We start from the raw sequence: 20,572 nt of genomic DNA, 5'->3' as shown, positions 1-20,572 counted from the left end.
TCGCAAGATGCTGATTTAACTTACAAATATGACCATGGAGCCTTAGGTGGCCGCCGGGTCCTTCATCTGGAAATAGTCGCGCCAGGCGACGATCTTGCCGTCCCGGAACTCGATGATGCCCATATAGGGGTGGGAGACGCTGACGCCGTCGGCGTTGACGTAGTCCTCCTGTCCCTCGGTCAGGACCTTGTCGCCGTTCTCGGCCCAGTTAACGAGCGTCCACTTGGTCGCCGAATGGTTGGCCCAGTATTTCGTGATGAACCTGTCGACCCAGTCCTTCCCGACCAGGGGCCGGGTTCCGACATGGTAGTGGTACTCGACCTCGTCGGCGAAGAAGTCGAGGAAGGCGGGCTTGTCGCGCGCCTCCGACACCACCATCAGCGCCCGCAGACGCTCGATCGGCGTGCTCACGCCGACGCCGCCTGGGTCTCGGGCTTTGCCGGAGCATGGACCTGCGACGTGTCGTAGTAGTCGCGCATCCGGTAGATCAGGCCGTCGCGGACCTGGAAGACCTGGACGAAGGGGTTGTTCATCTTCACGCCCGAGGCGCGGTCGACCAGAACCTCCATCCCCTCGACGAACAGGACCTCGCCGTTCTCGGCCGAATGGGTGACGCGCCACTCCTGCTGGTCGAAGCCGGCTTCGTAGTTGGAGAGGAATTTCCGCATCTTGTCCTTGCCGACGGCCGGACGTTTGGTGGGGTGCCAGTGGTATTCGATGTCGTCGGCGAGGGTGGCGATGAAGCCCTCCACGTCGCGCTTCTTCCAGGCGGCCATCATGGCCTCCACGACCTGCATGTTCTGACCCACGGCGTCGTCTCCCTAGTTCTTCGTTGCCGAAACGCTAGGACCATAAGTCTGCTAATGCAAGCGCGAGAATCCGGCTTTCAAACCCGGACTGATCGTCAGCCGACAGGCTTGATCCGTCCGGCCTTCATGAGCACCGTCTCCAGCGTCAGACGGCCCTTGCAGGCGCTGCAGCAGACCTGCGGGTTCAGCGATTCGCCGCACACATGTTTGATCTTCACCGGCGGCCCGGCCCGGTCTTTCAGGTGGGTGTCGGCCCAGGTCATCATGCTCAGGGCGTGGGGATAGAGGTCCCGGCCCTTGGTGGTCAGCCGGTACTGGTAGCGGGGCGGGGTCATCTCGTAGAGGCGGCGTTCGAAGATGCCCGACATCTCCAGCGTCCGCAGCCGGTCGGTCAGGATGTTGGATGCGATGCCGAGGACGCTCTGGATCTCGTCGAACTTGTGCAGGCCGAAATACTGGACGCTGACCACCAGGGCGGTCCAGCGGTCGCCGAGCAGATCGACCAGTTCGATGGTCGGGGCCTCGTCATTGGGCTGGCGGCGGCGATGCATGCGCTGGACCGGCAGCTTCTCCATCCCCTCGCCGGGGCCGGGGGTGAAGGTGCAGGTGTGAAGCGTCAGAGGCTCGCCGCAGCCGCCGCAGCGCAGCTCGGGCAGCATGGCCTTGCCGCATTCGGAGTGGGTAAAGACGGTCGGCGCCCGGCCGCCGGTCACGCCCCAGCGCACGCCCCAGCCCCACATGAGCATCATGGAATCGAACAGGCCCAGACCGCGCGGCGTCAGGTGATAGGCCATGCGCGCGCCCTCATCCTTATGGGGCTTCTTGACCAGGATACCGTGGCGCTCCAGCGCCGCCAGACGGCTGGACAGGGTCGAACGGGCGCCCCCCAGACGGGCGTGGAACTCCTCGAACCGTGTGGCGCCGAGGAAGGCCTCCTGCACCACCAGAAGGCTCCAGCGGTCGCCCAGGGCATTGAGGGCGCGGTTGACGGAGCTCTTTGGAACCAGACGGATTTTCGGCGCGACGCGGGACATTACCCCTCTTACGGGACGCCGTTAGGTCTTATCAAGCAACCGTCAATTTCTGGCGTCTAACGACCAGTCCAGCCGCCTCCCGGTCGAATGTGGCGGCGGTCACCCCTTCGTCCCGAAGTCCGGTCTTCTGGACCTTGTTGGTCGGGGTCTTGGGCAGGGCGGTCTCGACCCGGACGTAGCGGGGCACCATGAAATGGGTCATGCGCGGGATCAGCCATTCGAGCAGTTCGCGCGGATCGATCCCGGCGCCGTCGACGGGGGCGACGGCGACCATGACCTCCTGTTCGCCGCCGGGCAGATCGACGCCATAGGCGGCGCATTCGCGGACGGCCGGGTGGGCAACGACCTCCATCTCGATCTCTAGCGAGGACATGTTCTCGCCGCGCCGGCGGATGGCGTCCTTCTTGCGGTCGACGAAGAAGAAGCAGCCCTCCATGTCGCGCCACATCAGGTCGCCGGTGTGGAACCAGCCGTTACGCCAGGCTTTCGCTGTCGCCTCCGGATCGCCGAGATAGCCCGAGAAGAGGGTCCAGGGATTGTCGGAGCGGATCACCAGTTCGCCGGGCTGGCCGTGCGGAACCTCGTTGTCGTGGTCGTCGACGATGCGGCACTCCATGCCCACCCGAACGCGACCGCAGGAGCGCATGACGGGATCATTGACCGCGCTGATCAGCGGGCCCGAGACCTCGGTCATGTTGAAGCCGGACAGATAGTCGAAGCCGAACCGTTTCCCGAGCGCGGCCGTGTCCTCGTTGATCGGCGACAGGGTCACCATTCGCAGGGGATTGTCGGCGTCGTCGGGCTTCGGCGGTTCCTTCATCAGGAAGGAGGTGAGGGCGCCGATCAGGCCGGAGCAGACCGTCGATCCGGTCTCGCGCACCGTGTCCCAGAACCGGCGGGTGTCGAAGGCCTCGAACAGGGCGACCGAGCCGCCGCACGCCACCGCCGCCGTGATCGCCGCGATGCCGCCGACGTGGAACATCGGCAGGTTCACCAGCATCCGGTCGGACTGGACCATATAGCCGTAGGTCACCTTGGCCGTGGTCCACTCCTGCACATAGGAGGTGACGACCGCTTTGGAGGGGCCGGTGGTGCCGGAGGTGAAGATGATGACCGGCGGATCATAGGGGAACTGCGGGACGGGGACACAGGCCGCCGGATCGCCGTCGAGGGCCGATACCTGCTCGATCTCGACGGGCAGGGTCAGGGGGCCGGACGGGCCGGTCAGGATAAGCCGTTCGGCGGCTCCCAGCGACAGGCCCTCAAGGCGCGGCGCGAGGTCGGGGTGCACGATCATCACCTTGGCGCCGGTCTTGCCGACGGCGTGTTCCAGTAGCTTGCCGCGGAAGCTGGTGTTGATGGGGGCGAGCGCCGCGCCGGCGTAGTTGGCGCCGAACCAGGCGCGTAGCAGGGCCGGTCCGTTCGGCGCCCAGGCGGCGACGATGTCTCCACCCTTGACGCCGCGCGCCTGAAGCGCGGCGGCGGTGGAGAGGGCGCGACGGCGGGTCTCGGCCCAGGTCCAGGTCTCGCCGGTCTCGAAGCGGATGAAGACCGTGTCGGGCGTCTCGGCGGCCCAGCGCTCGATCAGCCGGGGGATGACGCAGTCCTCGGCGCCGGGGGGCGCGGGGTCGAACCAGGGCAGGGACAGGCGCGGGTCGCTCACCGGGCGGGCTCCTGCCATTCGCGGGCTTCCTCGACGCTGGCGCGGAAGGGCTTGAGCGCGCGGGTCAGAAGCAGGGCGGCGATGGTGATGGTCACGCCGCTGACGATGGCCAGCGACAGGCCGATGCTCTGGTCGCCGCCCAGCAGGTTGTCGCTGATCGCCGCCACGATGGTGGGGCCGAGGCCCAGGGAGATCAGGTTGCCGATCAGGAAGTAGATGGCGGTGATCTGGGCTCTGAGCTGGTTCGGCGCGACGGCTTGCAGCGCGGTGGCGGGCAGGCTGTTCATGACGCCGGCGAAGAAGCTGAAGCCGGCGAGCGCCGCGATGGCCAGCGCATCCGTCGGCATCAAAGGCATGGCGATGGCGAAGGGGATGCTGGCGACGAGGGCGAGGATGGCGACCCGGACCGGCGCATCGGTCCTGCCCCTGTTGGCGAACCAGTCGGTCAGCCAGCCACCGACCAGAACGCCCGGGGTGGCGGCGGCCAGCAGCACGGCGCCATAGGCGAAGCCGACCTCGGCCGGGGTCATGCCGTGCTGGCGGATCAGGACCGCCGGCGCCCAGGCAAGGTAGGAGATGCCGGCCATGCCGAAGATCGAGAAGGCCATGATCAGGACGTAGAAGGTCGACTTGCGCGACCACATGTATCTGAGGACGCCGGCCTGGGCTCCCGACTTCGTCACGCCGTGACGCGGGGGCTCGCGCACGATGATGAAGAGGGCGGCGATCAGGAGGCCAGGCGCACCGACGAGGACGAAGGTCTGTTGCCAGGGGGCCAGTTCGCCGACGAAGGGCAGCTGCATCGCGCCCGCCTGGGCGATCGCATCGATGACCGCTCCGCCGATCATCAAGGCCAGACCGGCGCCGATGTAGGGGGCCATGGAATAGACGGCCAGGGCCCGGGCGCGCTGACGTGGCGGGAAATAGTCGGAGATCATGGAGTAGGCGGCGGGCGACAGGGCGGCCTCGCCGATGCCGACGCCGATGCGTGCGGCGAACAGGGCCCAGAAGCTGTTGGCCAGGCCGCAGGCCACGGTCATCACGCTCCAGACGACGATGCCCCAGAAGATGATCCAGCGGCGGCTGCCCCGGTCGGCCAGCCGCGCAAGGGGCACGCCCATGACGGTGTAGAACAGGGAGAAGGCGATCCCGGCCAGCAGGCTGAACTGGGTGTCGGTGATGGTCAGGTCGGCGCGGATCGGCTGGACCAGCAGGGTCAGGATCTGGCGATCGATGAAGCTGGACGTGTAGGCCACCATCAGGGCCGCGACCGCGAACCAGGCCCATCCGGAATGCGGCCATATCCTCGGCGTCGCCGGTTGTCCGATGTCCGTCACACCCTCACCAGCGCTCATACCGCGATCCCGTTCAATCTCAAGATGAAAGTCACTTTCGCAGTTGCGAGATGACCGTCAGTTCTCTTCGCGGGCGCGTCGGCGACCGTGAGGATCGGTCCGGGCGCGAGGCTGGGTGAACGGCGGTAATGCACTCTCAACTCCCTGTGTTCGAACGTCTTATTGTCCGAATATCCGCCAGATCTTCGTCTGGTCGGCTGCGACGCAACCCAAGCGTAGCTGGGGCGTGTCGGCTTGCTCACAATGAAGCACACAAATCGGTCTGATTACAAAAGCTATTTGACAGTCTCAATTCGCCAGTTACACATTGGCGGCAGAAGCACCTCGGCTAACGGGGGCTCATGGGAGGATTGGGCGTGAATATCAGAGGCACAGTCAGCGTATCCGCATTGCTCGTCGCCGCGGCCTTCTCCGCGGCCCCGGCCTTCGCCCAGACCGCTCTGGCGGAACAGGAAGCGACCCGGGTCGATGAGATCATCGTCACCGCGACGCGGCGCGAGCAGCGCCTGATCGAAGCGCCCGTCGCCGTCACCGCCGTGAGCGGCGAGCAGCTGGAAAACTCCGGGGTCACGGACATCCGAGAGCTGACCAGCCTGGCCCCCAGCGTCCAGTTCCAGACGCCCGGCGGCGGCGCCGATTCCTCCATCCGTATTCGCGGCGTGGGTACGACCTCGACCAACCCCGGCCTGGAATCCTCCGTCGGCGTGATCATCGACGGCGTCATCCGGGCCCGCACCGGCGTCGCCCTGTCCGAACTCGGCGACCTTCAGAGCATCGAGGTGCTTCGCGGACCCCAGGGCACCCTGTTCGGACGCAACACGTCGTCCGGCATCATCAATGTCACGACGAGGCAGCCGAACTTCGACGGCTTCAGCGGCAACATCACCGGCCAGTACGGCAACTATAACGATCGCCGTCTGTCCGGCGCGATGAACATTCCTCTGGTCGACGATGAACTCGCCCTGCGGATCGAAGGCAGCTACGAGCTGCGCGACGGCTTCTACAAGGACGCCAACTCGAACCAGACGCTGGACAATCTGGATCGCCAGTTCGTCCGGGCCAAGCTGTTGTGGCGCAAATCCGAGAACGTCAGCTGGACCTTCTCGGCCGACTATACGAACCGCGCCGAGAACTGCTGCGTCGCCATCCTCGCCATCGCGGGCCCGACCTACAACCTGGTCAACCAGCTCGCGGCCGCGCGCGGCGGCATCGGCTACACCTCGACCAACGCCTTCGACCGTCAGGCCTCCAAGAACAATGTCCGCCGGAATCAGGAGGACATCGAGGATATGGGCGTGTCCGCCTCGGGCGAGTGGGACATGGGCTGGGCGACCCTGAACTCGGTTACCGCCTTCCGCAGCTGGGAAGCGTTCCGGTCGCAGGACTTCGACCACTCGGGCGCCGACCTGGGCTTCTTCGCCCCCAACGGCCTGCACCAGAAATTCGACGTCTTCACCCAGGAAATCCGCCTGCAGGGCGACGCCGGCCGTCTCGACTGGCTGGTCGGCGCCTTCTACTCGGACGAGACGGTGCTGAACGACAGCGCCTATCGCATGGGCGCCGACTATCCGCTGATCTACGGCGGCGCGGCGACCTTCCAGGCCTCGACCCTGGCGGCATTCAGGCCCGGCGACGGCGCGCGGGGCATCGGCGAGCAGAGCGGACAGGACATCTCCCTGTTCACCCACAACGTCTTCCACGTCACCGACGCGCTCAGCGTTACGGCCGGTCTTCGCTACACCCAGAACGACAAGGAAATCGCCTTTCGGGGCGAGAACTTCAACCCGGCCTGCGACAGCGCGGTCCGCACCAGTGACGCTCCCGGCATCACCCGTTTCTGCGCCCCCTTCTGGGACACGCGTCTGAACCCGTCGGGCGACACCGACTCGCGCACCGAGACGGCCACGACCGGGACGGCCAACATCGCCTACCGGATCAGCCCGTCGCTCAACACCTATCTGTCCTACTCGCGGGGCTACAAGTCGGGCGGCTACAACTTCGACCGGGCCGGCTTCACTACCCCGGCCACGCCGAACGCCGCAGATCTGGCCTTCGTCGAGGAGACGGTCGACGCCTACGAGTTCGGCCTGAAAGGCGAGTTCTTCAATCGCTCACTGCGCGCCAACTTCGCCGCCTTCCACCAGACGTTCGAAGGTTTCCAGCTGATCGAGTTCACCGGCGTCAGCTTCGTGGTCCGCTCGCTGGCCGAGGTCATCACCAAGGGTGCCGAGCTGGAAGTCACCTGGGAGCCGACCGAGGGCCTGACCCTGACCAACGGTCTCAGCTACACCGACGCCTACTATCCGGTGAACGTGTTGAACCGGCAGTATTCGGGCCTGGAGCTGGAGCAGTCGCCGGACTGGGTCAACGTCTCCTCGGTCACCTGGGAGTTCCCGATCGGCGGCAGCCTGACCGGGGTGGCCTATGCGGATGCCCGCTATTCGTCGGAGTTCTTCACCGGCGGGTTCGATCCGAACCGCATCCAGCCCTCGTTCACGACCGCCAATGTTCGCTTCTCCCTCCGGGATGCGAACGAGGCCTGGCAACTGGACGTCTTCGCGAGAAACGTCTTCGACCAGGACTACTATCGCCGCGTGATCCCCTCGACCTTCCAGGCGGGATCCTACTCGGCCTTCCTCGGCGACCCCCGTACCTACGGGGTCACCCTGCGGCGCAACTTCTGAGCCGCGTCTTCCGGGTTTTCCTGACCTGAGACGACCTGGCCCCGCTGTGAAAGCAGCGGGGCCTTTTTTTACGCTTGAGGAGAGGTCAGAACCCCATCTGTTTCGCCGCCAGGTCGCGCAGGATCTCTTCCGATCCGCCGCCGATGACGAAGATGCGGGCCTCGCGGTAGATGCGTTCGACGCGATTGCCGCCTGTGTACGCCCGGCCACCGAGGACCTGCAGGCTTTCGCGGGCGCAGTGCTCCAGGGTCGTCGTGGCCTGCACCTTCAGCAGGGCCAGATCCGCGACCGGAACCTCGCCGCGGCCAAAGCGCCAGACCAGGATATCCAGCATGGCGTAGGCGACCTTGATGCGCTGGACCATGTCCACGATCTTGTGGCGCATCACCTGATGGTCGATCAGCCGCTTGCCGAAGGTCTGGCGTTCGCGGGCGAAGGCGATGGCCTCGGCGACGCAGGTGCGGGTCATGGCGAGCGTGGCGGCGATGCCGGAGAACCGCTCGATGTTGAACTGGCTGGCGAGGCCGGCGAAGCCCCGGTTCTCGACGCCGACGAGGTTGGTCACGGGGACTTCGACGTTCTCGAAGTTCAGCCAGCCGTTGTTCCGATTGTACCATTGCAGGCCGGGCAGGGGGCCGCGCGTGACGCCCGGCCGATCGGTCTCGATCAGCAGCATCGACAGGCCGCCCATGCCGGGCCCGCCGGTCCGCACAGCCGTCAGCAGATAGTCGGCCTTCATGGCGCCCGAGATCAGGGTCTTGCCGCCGTTGACGATGAAGACGTCCCCCTTGCGCTCGGCCGTGGTGGTGAAGCCGGAGACATCCGACCCGCCGCCGGGCTCGGTGACGGCAAAGGCGATCTTCCTGTCGCCGGCCAGCACGGGCCGGGCGACGCGGTCCAGCATCTCGGGCGTGCCGCCGTTGATGATCGGCGGCAGGGCAATCCAGGGCGTGGCCAGATCGGCGAAGACCACGCCGGAGCCCATGCGGAAGAACTCCTCGGCGAAGATGATGCGGTCCCACAGGTCGATGTTCTCGCCCGTGCCGCCCAGGTCCTCGCGGAAGCCCATGCCGCTGATGCCCTCGCGCGCGGCGTCCTTGTAGAGGCTGTCGGGGAAGTCGGAGACGGCGTCCCACTCGTCCAGATGCGGGGCGATATAGCCGTCGACGAAGCCGCGCAGTTTGGCCCGCCAGGCGTCGTGCGCGGGCGTCATGAAGGGGCTGGGCGGCCTCAGGCCGTCGAAATCCAGCGCGGGGGGCGTGTGATCGGCCATGGTCGTTTTCCCTGTCGCGCCGGCGGATCCGGCGTCGCTTTCACTTTCATACTAATCCCCTCTCGCCTTCCGCCGCAAGAATGGTATTCTAACGCAACCCACTGGGCAACGGCCCGGCGGAACGAGGAGCGACCCATGGGACTGGAACAGACGGGCGAGGCCCGCACCACCTTTAAAGACGGCGTGGCGCAGGCGCCGCTGAAGGTGACTCTGACCGACCGCGAGCACCCCTATATGCAGGGTGCCTGGACGCCCCAGCATGAGGAACATAGCGCCGACGACATGGTGGTGATCGGCGCGATCCCGGCCGACATCGACGGCGTCTACGTCCGCAACACCGAGAACCCGATCCACCAGCCGCTGGGCCGCTATCATCCGTTCGACGGCGACGGCATGCTGCACGCCATCAGCTTCAAGGACGGCAAGGCCAGCTATCGCAACCGCTTCGTCCGCACGGCGGGCTTCGAGGCCGAACAGGCGGCGGGGCGCGCCCTTTGGGCGGGTCTGGCCGAACATCCGTCCTTGTCGGAAAAGCCGGGTTGGGGCGCGCATGGCGGGCTGAAGGATTCGTCCTCGACCGACGTGATCATCCACGCCGGCGCCATTCTGTCGACCTTCTACCAGTGCGGTGAGGCCTACCGGATCGATCCCTATACGCTGGAGCCCATGGGCACGGACGGATGGTGCCCGCCGGAGGGCATTTCGGCCCACCCGAAGGTCGATCCGAAGACCGGAGAGCTGCTGTTCTTCAACTATTCGAAGACTGCGCCCTACATGCACTACGGCGTGGTCGGCGCCGACAACCAGCTCAAGCACATCACGCCCGTGCCGCTGCCGGGTCCGCGCCTGCCGCACGACATGGCCTTCACGACGAACTGGTCGATCCTGAACGACTTCCCCCTGTTCTGGGAGCAGGACCTGCTGCCCAAGGGCTTCCACGTCGCTCGCTTCCACGGGGACATGAAGTCCCGCTTCGGGCTGATCCCGCGCTTCGGCGGCGAGAACGACGTCCGCTGGTTCGAGAGCGATGCGACCTATGTGCTGCACTTCCTGAACGCGTGGGAGGACGGGGACACTGTCGTCATGGACGGCTATTTCCAGGATAACCCGGTGCCCAAGACCAGCCCGGACGCCTGGCCGCAGTACGAGCGGATCATGACCTTCCTCGATCAGAACATGCTGGAGCCCAAGCTGCACCGCTGGCGCTTCAACCTGACGACCGGCGAGACGACAGAGCAACGGCTGGACGACCGGGTGCTGGAGTTCGGCATCATCAACAACCAGTTCGCCGGGGTGAAATACCGCTACGCCTATTCGGCCGTGTCCAGGCCCGGCTGGTTCCTGTTCACCGGCCTGGTCAAGCACGACATGGACACGCTCGAGAGCTGGGCCATCGATTTTGGGCCGGAACGTTATGGGTCCGAGCCGGGCTTCGCGCCGCGCGTCGGGGCGACCGAAGAGGACGACGGCTACCTCGTCACCTATGTCACCGACATGATCGAGGACCGGTCGGAATGCGTCATCTATGATGCGCGGAAGCTCGCCGACGGTCCGGTCGCGCGGATCATCCTGCCAGGCCGGATCTCCAGCGGCACCCATGCGACCTGGGAGCAGGGCGAGACCATCCGGGCGTCGAAAGCGGCGCTGGCTGCGGCGTAAGGACAGAGCGACATGACCTACATCCTCGGCGGCTGGCAGTCGGACTTCGCGCGCAACTACGCCCGCGAAGGGCTGGAGATCGGCGACGGTTTCGGCGAGGCCGTCAACGGCGCCCTGCACGAGACGGGGCTGGAGCCCGAGGACATCGACGTCGGCCATGTCGGCAACTTCGTAGGCGACCTGTTCACCGGTCAGGGGATGCTGGGCGGTTTCTTCGCCATGACCGACGAGCGGTTCACCGGCATGCCCGCGTCGCGCCACGAGGCCGCCTGCGCCTCGGGCAGCCTGGCCATCATGGCGGCCGCCGCCGACATCGAAAGCGGCCGCTATGGCACGGCCATGGTCCTTGGCCTCGAGATGATGCGCAACGTGCCGGGCGTGACCGCGGCCGAGCATCTGGGCGCCGCCGCCTGGGCGGGTCACGAGTATCTGGACGCCACCTACGCGTGGCCGCGCGCCTTCTCGGACCTGACCGAGGAGTACGACCGCCGCTACGGCATCGACGAGACCCATCTGCGCCGCATCTCGCAGATCAATTTCGAGAACGCGAAGCGCAATCCGAACGCCCAGACGCGGAACTACAGCTTCTCCAACGCCAGCTTCACCGACGACGACGAGGCCAATCCGGTCATCGAGGGCCGGGTGCGAAAGACCGACTGCGGCCAGGTCACCGACGGCGCCGCCGCCATCATCCTGGCCTCGCCCGAGCGCGCCGCCGAATATGCGAAGAAGCGCGGCATCCCGCTGGAGAGCATCCCGCGCATCAAGGGCTGGGGCCACCGCTGCGCGCCGATCGACTACGGCCGCAAGATCAAGGCCAGCCAGGGCAAGGACTACGTCTTCCCGCAGGTGAAGCGCGCCATCGACGACGCCCGCGCCCGCGCCGGTCTCGACCTGTCCGGCATCGACGCGGTGGAGACCCACGACTGTTTCTCGATGACCGAATACATGGCCATCGACCATCTTGGGCTGACGGCTCCGGGCGAGAGCTGGAAAGCCGTCGAGGCTGGCGACATCGAGATGGGCGGGAAACTGCCGATCAACGCCTCGGGCGGCCTGATCGGCTGCGGCCACCCCGTCGGTGCGACCGGGGTGCGGATGGCGCTCGATGCGTTCAAACAGACCACGGGCACGGCCGGCGACTATCAGGTCGAGGGGGCGCGGAACGTGCAGACGCTGAACATCGGCGGGTCGACCACGACGACGGTCAGTTTCGTGGTGGGGGTCTAGTTTCTGTCGCCTCCCTGTTCGCCGTTTGGCGAATGGGGAGAGGGCGGCGAGCTCTTCGCGAGCAGACGGAGGGGGCGACACGATGGTTCCGGTGAGGGCGATCGGTGCTCGCTCGTTGAAACCCGGTCGCCCCCTCCGTCTCTTCGCTACGCTCCGAGCCACCTCCCCATCGCTGCGCGACAGGAAGGAGAAAGTCAGCGGGCCGCCCGGATCGCAACCCCGACCGCGCCCTGCGCCACCACCACGCCCGTATCGGTCACCACCTCGGCCGCAACCACGGCCTTGCGCTCGTCCCGATAAGTGACCGTCCCTGTAGCCTCCAGTCGCGCCGTGTCGCTGGGTGCGGCGTTGAGGAACCGCATCGTCAGGTCGGTGGTCACCAGCGTCTGGCCTGGCTTCAGGATGGTCATCGTCGCGGCCCCGCCAGCCATGTCGATCAGGGCCGCCGTCACACCGCCGTGGACCAGACCGATGAAGTTCGCGTGGCCCGGATCGATGTCCAGCGCCACCCGCACGAACCCCTCGCGCGCTTCGACCGGATGCGAGCCGAGCCGCTTCAGGAAGCCGCCGACACCGTCGCCCGCCGCCATCCAGCGCCGCACCAGCTCCAGCCCGTCGACGGTGGGGTCCAGATTGAACCGGACGGGTTCGCTCACGCCGCCCCGCGCAGGACCGGGTGCCTGGCCGTCTTCCGTTCGAACCGTTCGACGGCGGCGACGTATTCCCGCTCCAGCTGACCGACGACGTCGGCGATCGGCTCCACGGCCTTGACCGACTCGATGCCCTGTCCGGCGGCCCAGATGTCACGCCAGCGCTTGGTGTCGCCGCCCGAGGCGTAGTCGCGAACGGCCGGTCCGCCCAGATTGTCGGGGTCCTGACCGGCGGCCTTCAGCGACGGCTTCAGCCACGAAGCCGCCGTGCCCGTGACCGAGTCCGACACCACCAGATCGTCCGGGCCGGCGTCGATGACCATCTGTTTGTAGGCCGGCTGGGCCATGCTCTCGGTGGTCGCGAGGAAGCGGGTGCCCATGTAGACGAAGTCCGCGCCGGCAGCGACCGCGCCCGCGATCCCGGCGCCGTCCCCGACGCCCCCGCCGACCGCAATATAGCCGTCGAAGAACGCCCGCACCGCCGAGATGAAGGCGAACGGCGACAGGTGGCCGGTGTGCCCGCCCGCCCCCGCGCTGACGCAGGCCAGACCGTCGACGCCGGCCGCCGCGGCCTTCTTCGCCAGGGTCATCGAGATGACGTCGGCGAAGACCAGACCGCCATAGGAGTTGACCGTCTCCATCACCGGCTTTGGCGAACCGAGCGCGGTGATCACGACCGGCGGCTTGTATTTCGCGACGAGACGCAGGTCCTCAGGCAGGCGCGCATTGGTCGAATGGGTGATCAGGTTGGCGATCCACGGGGCGTCGCCGGGGTTCAGCGCGCCGGTGATTTGGGCCATCCAGGCGTCGAGGTCCTCGACCGTGCGGCAGTTGGTGGTCGGGAAGGCCCCGCCGATCCCGGCCTTGCAGGACGCGATGACCATGTCGGGCCCGGAGACCAGGAACATGGGGGCGGAGAAGACGGGCAGGCGAAGCGTGTCGAAGGCGGCGGTCATGCGGGTACGGTCTCGTTGAAGACGGCGCGCAGGTCGCGTTTCAGCACCTTGCCCACCGGATTGCGGGGCAGGGCGTCCAGCGTCTCCAGCCGTTCGATCTGCTTGTAGACGGCGACCTGACGCTCGGCGGTCAGGAAGCGGTTGATCTCTTCCAGCGTCGCGGTCTGGCCCGGACGCCAGACGACGAAGGCGGCGAGGCGTTCGCCGAGGTTCTGGTCGGGCGCGCCGACGACGGCGGCCTCGGCGATGGCCGGATGGGCGACGAGGTGGTTCTCTATCTCCTCGGACGAGATGTTCATCCCGCCCCGGATGACGATGTCCTTCAGCCGGCCGACGAACTTGAGATACTGGAGCCGGTCGCCGGCCAGTTCGAACAGGTCACCGGTGCGGAACCAGCCGTCGGCGTCGAAGGCCCGGGCGTTGATCTCCGGCGCGCGCCAGTAACCCGAGAAGATGGTCGCGCCCTTGACCCGCAGTTCGCCGGGTTTGTCGGTCTCGGCGATCTCCTGTTCGGTCTCCGGATCGACCAGTCGGGTGAAGATGCGGTCATGCAGAGCCGCCTTCCATTTGAAGCCTTCGCCCAAACGGGGGAACAGGCTGGCCCGCTCGGCGGCGACGGGCAGATCCTTCATCGCGCTGACGAAAGAGGCCCCTTCGTTGGAGCCGAAATAGTTCACGATCTGGACGCCGTGCTTCTCGTGGAAGGTCCGCACCATCCATTCCGAGAGGGGCGCCGAGCCCGAGCCGATGGACTTCAGCCGCTTGAAGTCGATGCCTTCCAGCAGGGCCTCGTTCTGCAGGAGCAGATTCAGGACGGCGGGAGGGGCGACCGTGTAGTCGATCCTCTCCTCGCGGATCTGCTTGAGCAGGATCGGCAGGTCGAACGGCTGGTGCTGGATCAGGACCCCGCCCAGCAGAAGCCAGCCGACGAAGGCGGTCGAGATGCCGGCCATGTTCACCATCGGGAACGGGTTCAGCAGCCGTGCGCCGGGATCGAGGTCGGCCGCGTCGATGACGCCGGCGCCCATGATGATCCATTCGTTGTGGCTGCGGGGCACGCCCTTGGGCTGGGCCTCGGTGCCGGAGGTCCAGCAGATGGTGACGATGTCGTCGGCGGTGATGCGGGCGTCCTTCGCCGCCTTCTGCGCCGCACGATGCTGCTTGCCCGTAACCCCGTCCATCAGGGGCTCGAGATCGAGCGCACCCGCCGGGCAGGTCTCGCCCAGCACGAAGACGGTCTTCAGGCTGGGGCAGCGGGCCTTCAGGGCGACGATCATCTCGCCGTGCTGCTGTTTCCCGATCCGGTCGGCCGTGATCGCGGCGACCGCGTCGGTCTTGTCGATGATATAGGCGAGCTCGCTCTCGCGGTACTGGGCCGGCGCCGGGCTGGCGATGACGCCGAGACGCAGACAGGCCAGGTAGGCGATGGTCAGTTCGGCGATGTTGGGCAGCTGGATGACGACGACCTGGTCCTTGCGGACGCCGTGCGCGACGAGGACGGCGGTCAGGCGGTCGACGGCGTAAGCCGTTTCCTGCCAGGTCAGTCGGTCGGGCTGGCCCCCGACGACATCGGCGGCGTTCAGGGGATCGACCAGGGCCTCCGCGGCCGGATGGGCGGCGAGGTGCTTCCTGAACAGGTCGTCGAGGGTGACGTCGCCCCACCAGCCCTTCGACTTCATCTCCTTGATGCGGTCCTTGGGGATCACGATCATCGGGCGGTCTCCAGCGGTCGGGATTGGGTCTGGCGGCAGAGGGCGCGGACGTCGTCTCGCACCACCTTGCCGACAGGGTTGCGGGGCAGGGCGTTCAGCAGATGCAGCCGCTTGGGCGTGCGGACCGGGCCGATCTGTTCCCGGACGAAGGCGGTGATGGCGGCGGCGTCCGCGTCCGGCGCGACCGAAACCGCTGCCTCCAGCCGCTCGCCCCAGACGTCGTCGGGCTCGGCGAAGGCGCAGGCCTCGCGCACGGACGGGTGCAGGTTCAGCGCCGCCTCGACCTCGCCCGGATAGACGTTGTAGCCGCCGGTGATGATCAGGTCCTTCGACCGGCCGATCAGGTGCAGCAGGCCGTCGTCGCCGATCCGGCCGATATCGCCGGTCTTCAGCCAGCCGTCGTGGCGAGACGCCGCCGTCAGTTCCGGCGCGTCCAGATAACGGGTGCGGGTCAGGTCGCCGCCGACCACGATCTCGCCCTCGCCGCGCTCGATCAGGTCGCCGTCGGCGGTCAGCAGGCGCACGGGCGTATCTGGGAACAGGCGTCCGACGCTGGCCCGCTGGTCGGGATCGCTCATGTCTTTCGGTGACAGGCCGGCGATGGTCATGGGCGCCTCGGTCTGGCCGTACAGGGTCGAGACCACGGGGCCGAACCGGTGAATGGCCTGGGCGATCCTGTCCGGCGACATGGGCGCGGCGGAATAGGTCAGGTTGCGCAGGCGCGGGAGGTCGTCGGGCCGGAACTCCGCCTCGCCCATGAGCAGGGCGATCAGGGTCGGCGGCATGAAGACGGTGGTCACGCGTGTCTTCAGTTCGCTGAGGATCGCGGCGCGGTCGGGCTCGGCCAGCAGGACGTGCGCTCCCCCCGCCGCCAGCACCGGCAGGATGTAGTGGGACGATCCATGAGTGAGGGGCGCGACGGCGAGATTCACGTCCTCGGCGGTGAAGCCGTAGAAGGCCGACATGGACCGCAGCGCCGCCGCCCCGCTGGCCTGGCTCTGCACCACGCCCTTGGGCACGCCGGTCGAGCCGCCGGTGAACTTCAGCGCGAACGGCGCGTCCGGATCGTCCCTGATCGGAGGCGGGGGCGCAGCGCTAACGCCGTCCAGCCAGGCTTCCAGCGGCAGGGGCCGGGGCGAGACGCCCGCCGCCTCGACCGAGGCTGTGTCGATCAGGGTCAGGCCCGGGTTCGCGCGCGCCTGGAAATCCGAGTTCAGCCAGGAGCCGTTCCGGGGGTTCAGCGGCATCCACACGGCATTGGCGCGCAGGATGGCGAGGTAGGCGACGACGTGGCGCCAGCTGTTGCGCGCGCACAGGCCGACCCGGTCGCCGGGGCCGATGCCGCGCGCTGCGAGATCGCCCGCAGCAGCCTCGACCAGGGCGATCAGTACGCCGTGGGTCAGGGCAACGTCGCCGTCGAACAGGGCAGGGCGACCGGCCCTGGCCTCGAGGTTGTCGTAGAGGACGCGGATCGGGTTCATGCCGCCCGCTCCAGCACGGTGACGACAGTGGCCGCCTCCTCGACGCCGAGAAAGCCGCCCCCGTTCTCGGCCACGGCGATGCGGGCGCCCTCGACCTGACGCGGTCCGGCCTCGCCGCGCAGCTGGGTGGTCAGTTCGTAGAGTTGGGCGATACCGGTGGCGCCGACCGGATGGCCCTTGGACACCAGACCGCCGGAGGGATTGACCGGTGTCCGCCCGCCGAGGGCGAAGTCGCCGGCACGAAGGCGGGTGCCGACCGTGCCCGATTCGGCGAGACCGAGGTTCTCGATCTGCTGCACCTCGGCGTAGCTGGTGGCGTCATGGACCTCGGCGACATCGACGGCGTCGGGGCCAAGACCGGCCTGTTCGTAAGCCTGCCTCCCCGCACGGCGGCCGATGTGATTGTCCAAGTCGTTGGCCGCGCGCTCGCTGGCGCTGACGAGGGCGCAGCCTCGGACGCGGACGGCTCGGGAGGTTCCTCCCAGCCGCGCCAGACCCTTGGCCGACACGACCACCGCCGCCGCCGCGCCGTCGCTGACGGGCGCGCACATGGCGCGGGTGAAGGGGAAGACGACGGGCTTGTCGGCCAGGACCTGTTCGACGGTCATCGGCGTCCGGTACTGGGCGCGGTCGTTCAGGGCGCCGGCGGTGTGGTTCTTGGCGGCGATGCGGGCGAAGTCTTCCCGGGTCGTGCCGTGGCGGGCCATATGGGCGCGCGCCTGGGCGGCGTAGAGGTCCATGAACAGGCTGCGATCGGGGCCCGGGTCCTCGCCGCCCATCGACCGGATGTAGGCGACGACGCCCTCTCGGTCGTGGATGTCGGTACCGCCGGCGAAGGCCGCAGCGACGCGCTCAGGCCGGTCGGGCCACACCATCTTGTCGACCCCGACGATCAGGGCGATGTCGCCCGCGCCCGCCTTGATCCATTGGATCGCCGACAGCAGGGCGGTCGAGCCGGAGGCGCAGGCGTTCTCGACATTCACGACCGGGATGCCGGTCAGGCCCAGCGGCCGAAGCGCGATCTGGCCGCGCACCGTATTCTGGCCCTCCAGCATCGGCTGGCGGGTGTTGGAGAACCAGGCCGTCTCGATGTCGCTGACTCCGGCGCCCGCGTCGGACAGGGCCGCCGTCACGGCCTCGGCGGTCAGCGATTTGACGCTGTCGTCCGGCCGCTTGCCGAAACGGGTCATGGAGATCCCGGCGATGAAGACGTCCCCGTTCACGCCGCCGGTCTGCGTCGCTGGACGATGCGGAAGCGCGAGGCGACGAAGGCGAGGTCCGCCAGACAGGCGTTGCCCGCCGGGTTCAGACCGGTGACGTGGTAGTCGGAATAGGCTGCGGCGAAATTGATCCACATCGCCCCGGTCAGATTGATCGACAGATTGGCGCCGGCGGCCTCATAGGCGGGCGCGGCGCGGTCGATGAACTCCTCGTCGGTCGAATAGAGGTAGGAGGAGATGGAGCCCTTGGTCCGGGCCAGATCCGTCGCCTCCATCACCGCCGCGCCCGCGTCCTTCCTGACCAGGAACAGGACCGGGCCGAACCGTTCCTCCGCATACAGATCGACGTGCGAGCCGTCCTCGATCGCGATGACCAGAGGCGTCATCGTGCGGGCGTCGGGGAAATGCGGGTGGGCGTAGGGGGCGGGGTCGCGGAGCGTCCGCACGCCCGTCAGATCGGCGACGGCGGCCTGCGTGTAGGTGACGACCTTTAGCGACACCTCGCCCTGGATCGCGCCCATGATCCCGGCGGCCATGGCCGGGTCGGCGGCGATGGCGTCGATCTGTTCGACGATGGCGGCGGACATCGGCTCGTACAGGTCGGGCGCGATGTAGATCACCTGAGGGCTGGTGCACATCTGGGCCGAGAACAGGCTGGACGAACGGGCGACAGCGCGGGCGACGGCGTCGAGGTCGGCGACGCTCTCGATGACGATGGTGTTCACGCCGGCCGTCTCGGTGAACAGCTGTTTGCCGACGACGGTGCGTTCCAGATGGCCGCCGTAGCGCGGGCTGCCGGTGAAATCGATGATCTGGATCTGCGGGTGATCGACGAGACCCTGCGCGACCGGTTCGGCGAGCGTGTCGACGGTGAGGGTCACGAGGTTCGGATCGAAGCCGAATTCGGTCAGCACGGCGCGGCAGGTCTCGACGACGATGGCCATGGGCAGGATGGCGATCGGATGCGGCTTGACGATAACCGGGTTCCCGGTGGCGAGGCTGGCAAACATGGCCGGATAGGCGTTCCACGTCGGGAAGGAGGCGCAGCAGATGACCAACCCGACCCCGCGCGGGACCAGCACATAGGTCTTCTCAAGCGCTACCGCTTCGCCGGCGAAGTTGCGGCGCCAGGTCGCCGTCGGCGCTACGTCCCGCATCGCCTTGGCGGCATAGGCGAGGGCTTCGACGCCGCGATCCAAGGCATTGGGGCCGGACCCGCTGAACGCCTGGGTATAGCTCTGACCGGCGACGTGCATGACCGAATGGGCCATTTCGAAGTTACGGTCGTACAGCCGCGCCGCCATCTCCAGACACAGGGCGATGCGCAGTTCGAAATCGGCCTCGCGCCAGTCGCCCATGGCGCTGACGGCGGCGGCGACCAAGGCTTCCGGATCGCTCTTCGGATAGCGGATGCCGAGCGGCTGTTGCGTGAAGGGCGAGACCTCCTCGCCGACTTCGCCCACGACGCCGGGCTGGTCCAGGTCAAACGTCGCGCCCAGTCGCGCCTCGAAGGCCGCCTTGCCCGCGCCCGGCTTGTCGGGACCGTGGATCTTGGTCGAGGGACTGTCGCTGTAGGGGCTCCAGCTCTTGCGCGTCTGGACCGCATCGATGGCGGCTTCGAGCGTCGGCGCATGGCGCGCGATGAGCGCCCTGCGACGGTCGTCGAGACTGGTGGCCGATCCGTCCATCAGCCCATCCGCTCTACGATCATGGCCGAGCCGACGCCCTGCGCCCCGTGGGCCACAACGATGCCGTAGCGGCCTTCGCAGGCGTCCAGCGCGTCGAGCAGCGATGACAGCAGGATGGCGCCGGTCGCGCCCATCGGGTGGCCCTTGGCCATATGGCCGCCGCCGACATTGACCTTGTCCGGATCGACCTTCCGCTCGCGCATGAACTTGACGATGGTGACGGCGAAGGCCTCCATGAACTCGATCCGGTCCATGTCGTCGAGCGTCAGGTTGGCCTTGGCCAGCGCCCGGTCCATGGCCGTGAAGCCGGCCGTCAGCGAAGCGGCCGGATCGCCGCCGGCCTCGGCATAGGCGACGATCTTCGCACGGGCGCCTGCGGCCTCTCCGGTGACGATGGCGAGGCCAGCGCCGTCGCACATCGGCGGAGCGTGGGCGACGGTGTGGCGGTGGTCGATGACCCGGCCTTCCAGCGCCTCCGCATACTGTTCGCCGAGCGCCCCGAAGGCGGCGGGCATGGCGGCGAGGCTCTCGGCCGTGGTCGAGGCGCGGGCCGGTTCTTCTCTGTCGAGGCCGTTCAGCGGGATGCGCGACTTGACCAGCGGTGTTCCTTCCGCGGCCGCCGTCTTCTGCTGCGAGATCAGGGCCGCGGCGTCCATCTCTTCGCGGCTGACGCCGATATCCTCGGCCAGCCGGTCGGCGGCGACGACGACGGGGATGTAGCGGGTGCGCGGCGGGAAGCTGGCGTCCTCGTAGTAGTCGGCCTTGTCGCCCATGAAGGGGACGCGCGACATCATCTCGACGCCGCCAGCCAAGGCCGTCTTGGCGCCTCCGGCATCGATCATCTGGGTCGCCTGTCCGATCGCGGTCAGCCCTGAGACGCAGTAGTTGTTGATCGACCAAGCAGAGGCCTCGTCGGGCAGTCCGGCATGCATCTTGGACACCAGGGCGACGTTCGCGCCCTGGGCTCCGACCTGACCGACGGCGCCGAGGATCAGGGCGTCGACCTTGCGCGCGGCACCGTCGTTCCGGGCGTCGAGCGCATCGATCAGCCCGCCGACCAGCTCGTGCGGTTTCATCGAGGCCAGGCCTCCATCGGGGCGAGCCTTGGCGCGCGGCGTGCGCACGGCGTCCAGAATATAGGCGGTCATAGGCTAACTC

The 20,572-nt window shown here is 67.6% G+C and carries 16 protein-coding genes; 3 read left to right on the top strand and 13 right to left on the bottom strand.

The window, feature by feature from the left end:
- Window positions 1–42: 42 nt before the first annotated feature.
- From ACQY68_RS12440 to ACQY68_RS12420, 5 genes are all read right to left on the bottom strand, one after another.
- Complete coding sequence (locus ACQY68_RS12440; protein ID WP_428149743.1) at window positions 43–411, bottom strand: nuclear transport factor 2 family protein; 369 nt, start codon at window positions 409–411, stop codon at window positions 43–45.
- Window positions 408–809, bottom strand: coding sequence for a nuclear transport factor 2 family protein (locus ACQY68_RS12435; protein WP_428149742.1), 402 nt, complete (start codon window positions 807–809; stop codon window positions 408–410). Before ACQY68_RS12435 ends, ACQY68_RS12440 begins: the two co-directional genes overlap by 4 nt.
- Before the next feature lie 95 nt (window positions 810–904).
- Window positions 905–1,843, bottom strand: coding sequence for a winged helix-turn-helix transcriptional regulator (locus ACQY68_RS12430; RefSeq protein WP_428149741.1), 939 nt, complete (start codon window positions 1,841–1,843; stop codon window positions 905–907).
- 31 nt (window positions 1,844–1,874) lie between these two features.
- Window positions 1,875–3,506: an AMP-binding protein gene (locus ACQY68_RS12425; protein ID WP_428149740.1), complete on the bottom strand. Its 1,632-nt coding sequence runs from the start codon at window positions 3,504–3,506 to the stop codon at window positions 1,875–1,877.
- Window positions 3,503–4,861 carry a spinster family MFS transporter gene (locus tag ACQY68_RS12420; RefSeq protein WP_428149739.1) on the bottom strand — a complete coding sequence of 453 codons (1,359 nt, stop codon included), beginning with the start codon at window positions 4,859–4,861 and terminating at the stop codon, window positions 3,503–3,505. The genes ACQY68_RS12425 and ACQY68_RS12420 overlap by 4 nt, the downstream gene beginning before the upstream one ends.
- A gap of 356 nt (window positions 4,862–5,217) precedes the next feature.
- Between ACQY68_RS12420 and ACQY68_RS12415 the strand changes: the two genes are divergently transcribed.
- Window positions 5,218–7,545: a TonB-dependent receptor gene (locus ACQY68_RS12415; RefSeq protein WP_428149738.1), complete on the top strand. Its 2,328-nt coding sequence runs from the start codon at window positions 5,218–5,220 to the stop codon at window positions 7,543–7,545.
- A gap of 85 nt (window positions 7,546–7,630) precedes the next feature.
- Here ACQY68_RS12415 and ACQY68_RS12410 read toward each other — a convergent pair whose 3' ends face one another.
- Window positions 7,631–8,818: an acyl-CoA dehydrogenase family protein gene (locus tag ACQY68_RS12410; protein WP_428149737.1), complete on the bottom strand. Its 1,188-nt coding sequence runs from the start codon at window positions 8,816–8,818 to the stop codon at window positions 7,631–7,633.
- Window positions 8,819–8,953: 135 nt separating this feature from the next.
- Between ACQY68_RS12410 and ACQY68_RS12405 the strand changes: the two genes are divergently transcribed.
- Both ACQY68_RS12405 and ACQY68_RS12400 read left to right on the top strand, forming a co-directional pair.
- Entirely contained in the window at window positions 8,954–10,477 is a 1,524-nt protein-coding gene (locus ACQY68_RS12405; RefSeq protein ID WP_428149736.1) for a carotenoid oxygenase family protein, read from the top strand.
- 12 nt (window positions 10,478–10,489) lie between these two features.
- Entirely contained in the window at window positions 10,490–11,707 is a 1,218-nt protein-coding gene (locus ACQY68_RS12400; protein ID WP_428149735.1) for an acetyl-CoA acetyltransferase, read from the top strand.
- A gap of 194 nt (window positions 11,708–11,901) precedes the next feature.
- Here the strand turns inward: ACQY68_RS12400 and ACQY68_RS12395 are convergent, their stop codons facing one another.
- From ACQY68_RS12395 to ACQY68_RS12365, 7 genes are read right to left on the bottom strand one after another with little or no spacing between them, the layout of a single operon-like run.
- On the bottom strand, window positions 11,902–12,363 hold the full coding sequence (locus tag ACQY68_RS12395; protein ID WP_428149734.1) for a PaaI family thioesterase: 462 nt from the start codon (window positions 12,361–12,363) through the stop codon (window positions 11,902–11,904).
- The gene (locus tag ACQY68_RS12390) at window positions 12,360–13,313 is read right to left on the bottom strand and encodes an NAD(P)H-dependent flavin oxidoreductase (RefSeq protein ID WP_428149733.1); all 954 of its coding nucleotides are present in this window, start codon (window positions 13,311–13,313) and stop codon (window positions 12,360–12,362) included. The genes ACQY68_RS12395 and ACQY68_RS12390 overlap by 4 nt, the downstream gene beginning before the upstream one ends.
- The gene (locus ACQY68_RS12385) at window positions 13,310–15,025 is read right to left on the bottom strand and encodes a class I adenylate-forming enzyme family protein (RefSeq protein WP_428149732.1); all 1,716 of its coding nucleotides are present in this window, start codon (window positions 15,023–15,025) and stop codon (window positions 13,310–13,312) included. The genes ACQY68_RS12390 and ACQY68_RS12385 overlap by 4 nt, the downstream gene beginning before the upstream one ends.
- Window positions 15,022–16,506 (bottom strand): class I adenylate-forming enzyme family protein, encoded by a 1,485-nt coding sequence (locus ACQY68_RS12380; RefSeq protein ID WP_428149731.1) that lies wholly within the window; start codon window positions 16,504–16,506, stop codon window positions 15,022–15,024. The genes ACQY68_RS12385 and ACQY68_RS12380 overlap by 4 nt, the downstream gene beginning before the upstream one ends.
- The gene (locus ACQY68_RS12375; protein WP_428149730.1) at window positions 16,503–17,729 is read right to left on the bottom strand and encodes a thiolase family protein; all 1,227 of its coding nucleotides are present in this window, start codon (window positions 17,727–17,729) and stop codon (window positions 16,503–16,505) included. The genes ACQY68_RS12380 and ACQY68_RS12375 overlap by 4 nt, the downstream gene beginning before the upstream one ends.
- Complete coding sequence (locus ACQY68_RS12370) at window positions 17,726–19,414, bottom strand: aldehyde dehydrogenase family protein (RefSeq protein WP_428149729.1); 1,689 nt, start codon at window positions 19,412–19,414, stop codon at window positions 17,726–17,728. Before ACQY68_RS12370 ends, ACQY68_RS12375 begins: the two co-directional genes overlap by 4 nt.
- Window positions 19,414–20,562: a thiolase family protein gene (locus ACQY68_RS12365; RefSeq protein ID WP_428149728.1), complete on the bottom strand. Its 1,149-nt coding sequence runs from the start codon at window positions 20,560–20,562 to the stop codon at window positions 19,414–19,416. Before ACQY68_RS12365 ends, ACQY68_RS12370 begins: the two co-directional genes overlap by 1 nt.
- Window positions 20,563–20,572: the final 10 nt, after the last annotated feature.

This window comes from Brevundimonas sp. (genome assembly GCF_965278935.1).
Classification (GTDB): Bacteria; Pseudomonadota; Alphaproteobacteria; order Caulobacterales; family Caulobacteraceae; genus Brevundimonas.
Note: the sequence above shows the minus strand (reverse complement) of the source record. Positions and strands in the feature narration are given on the sequence as shown.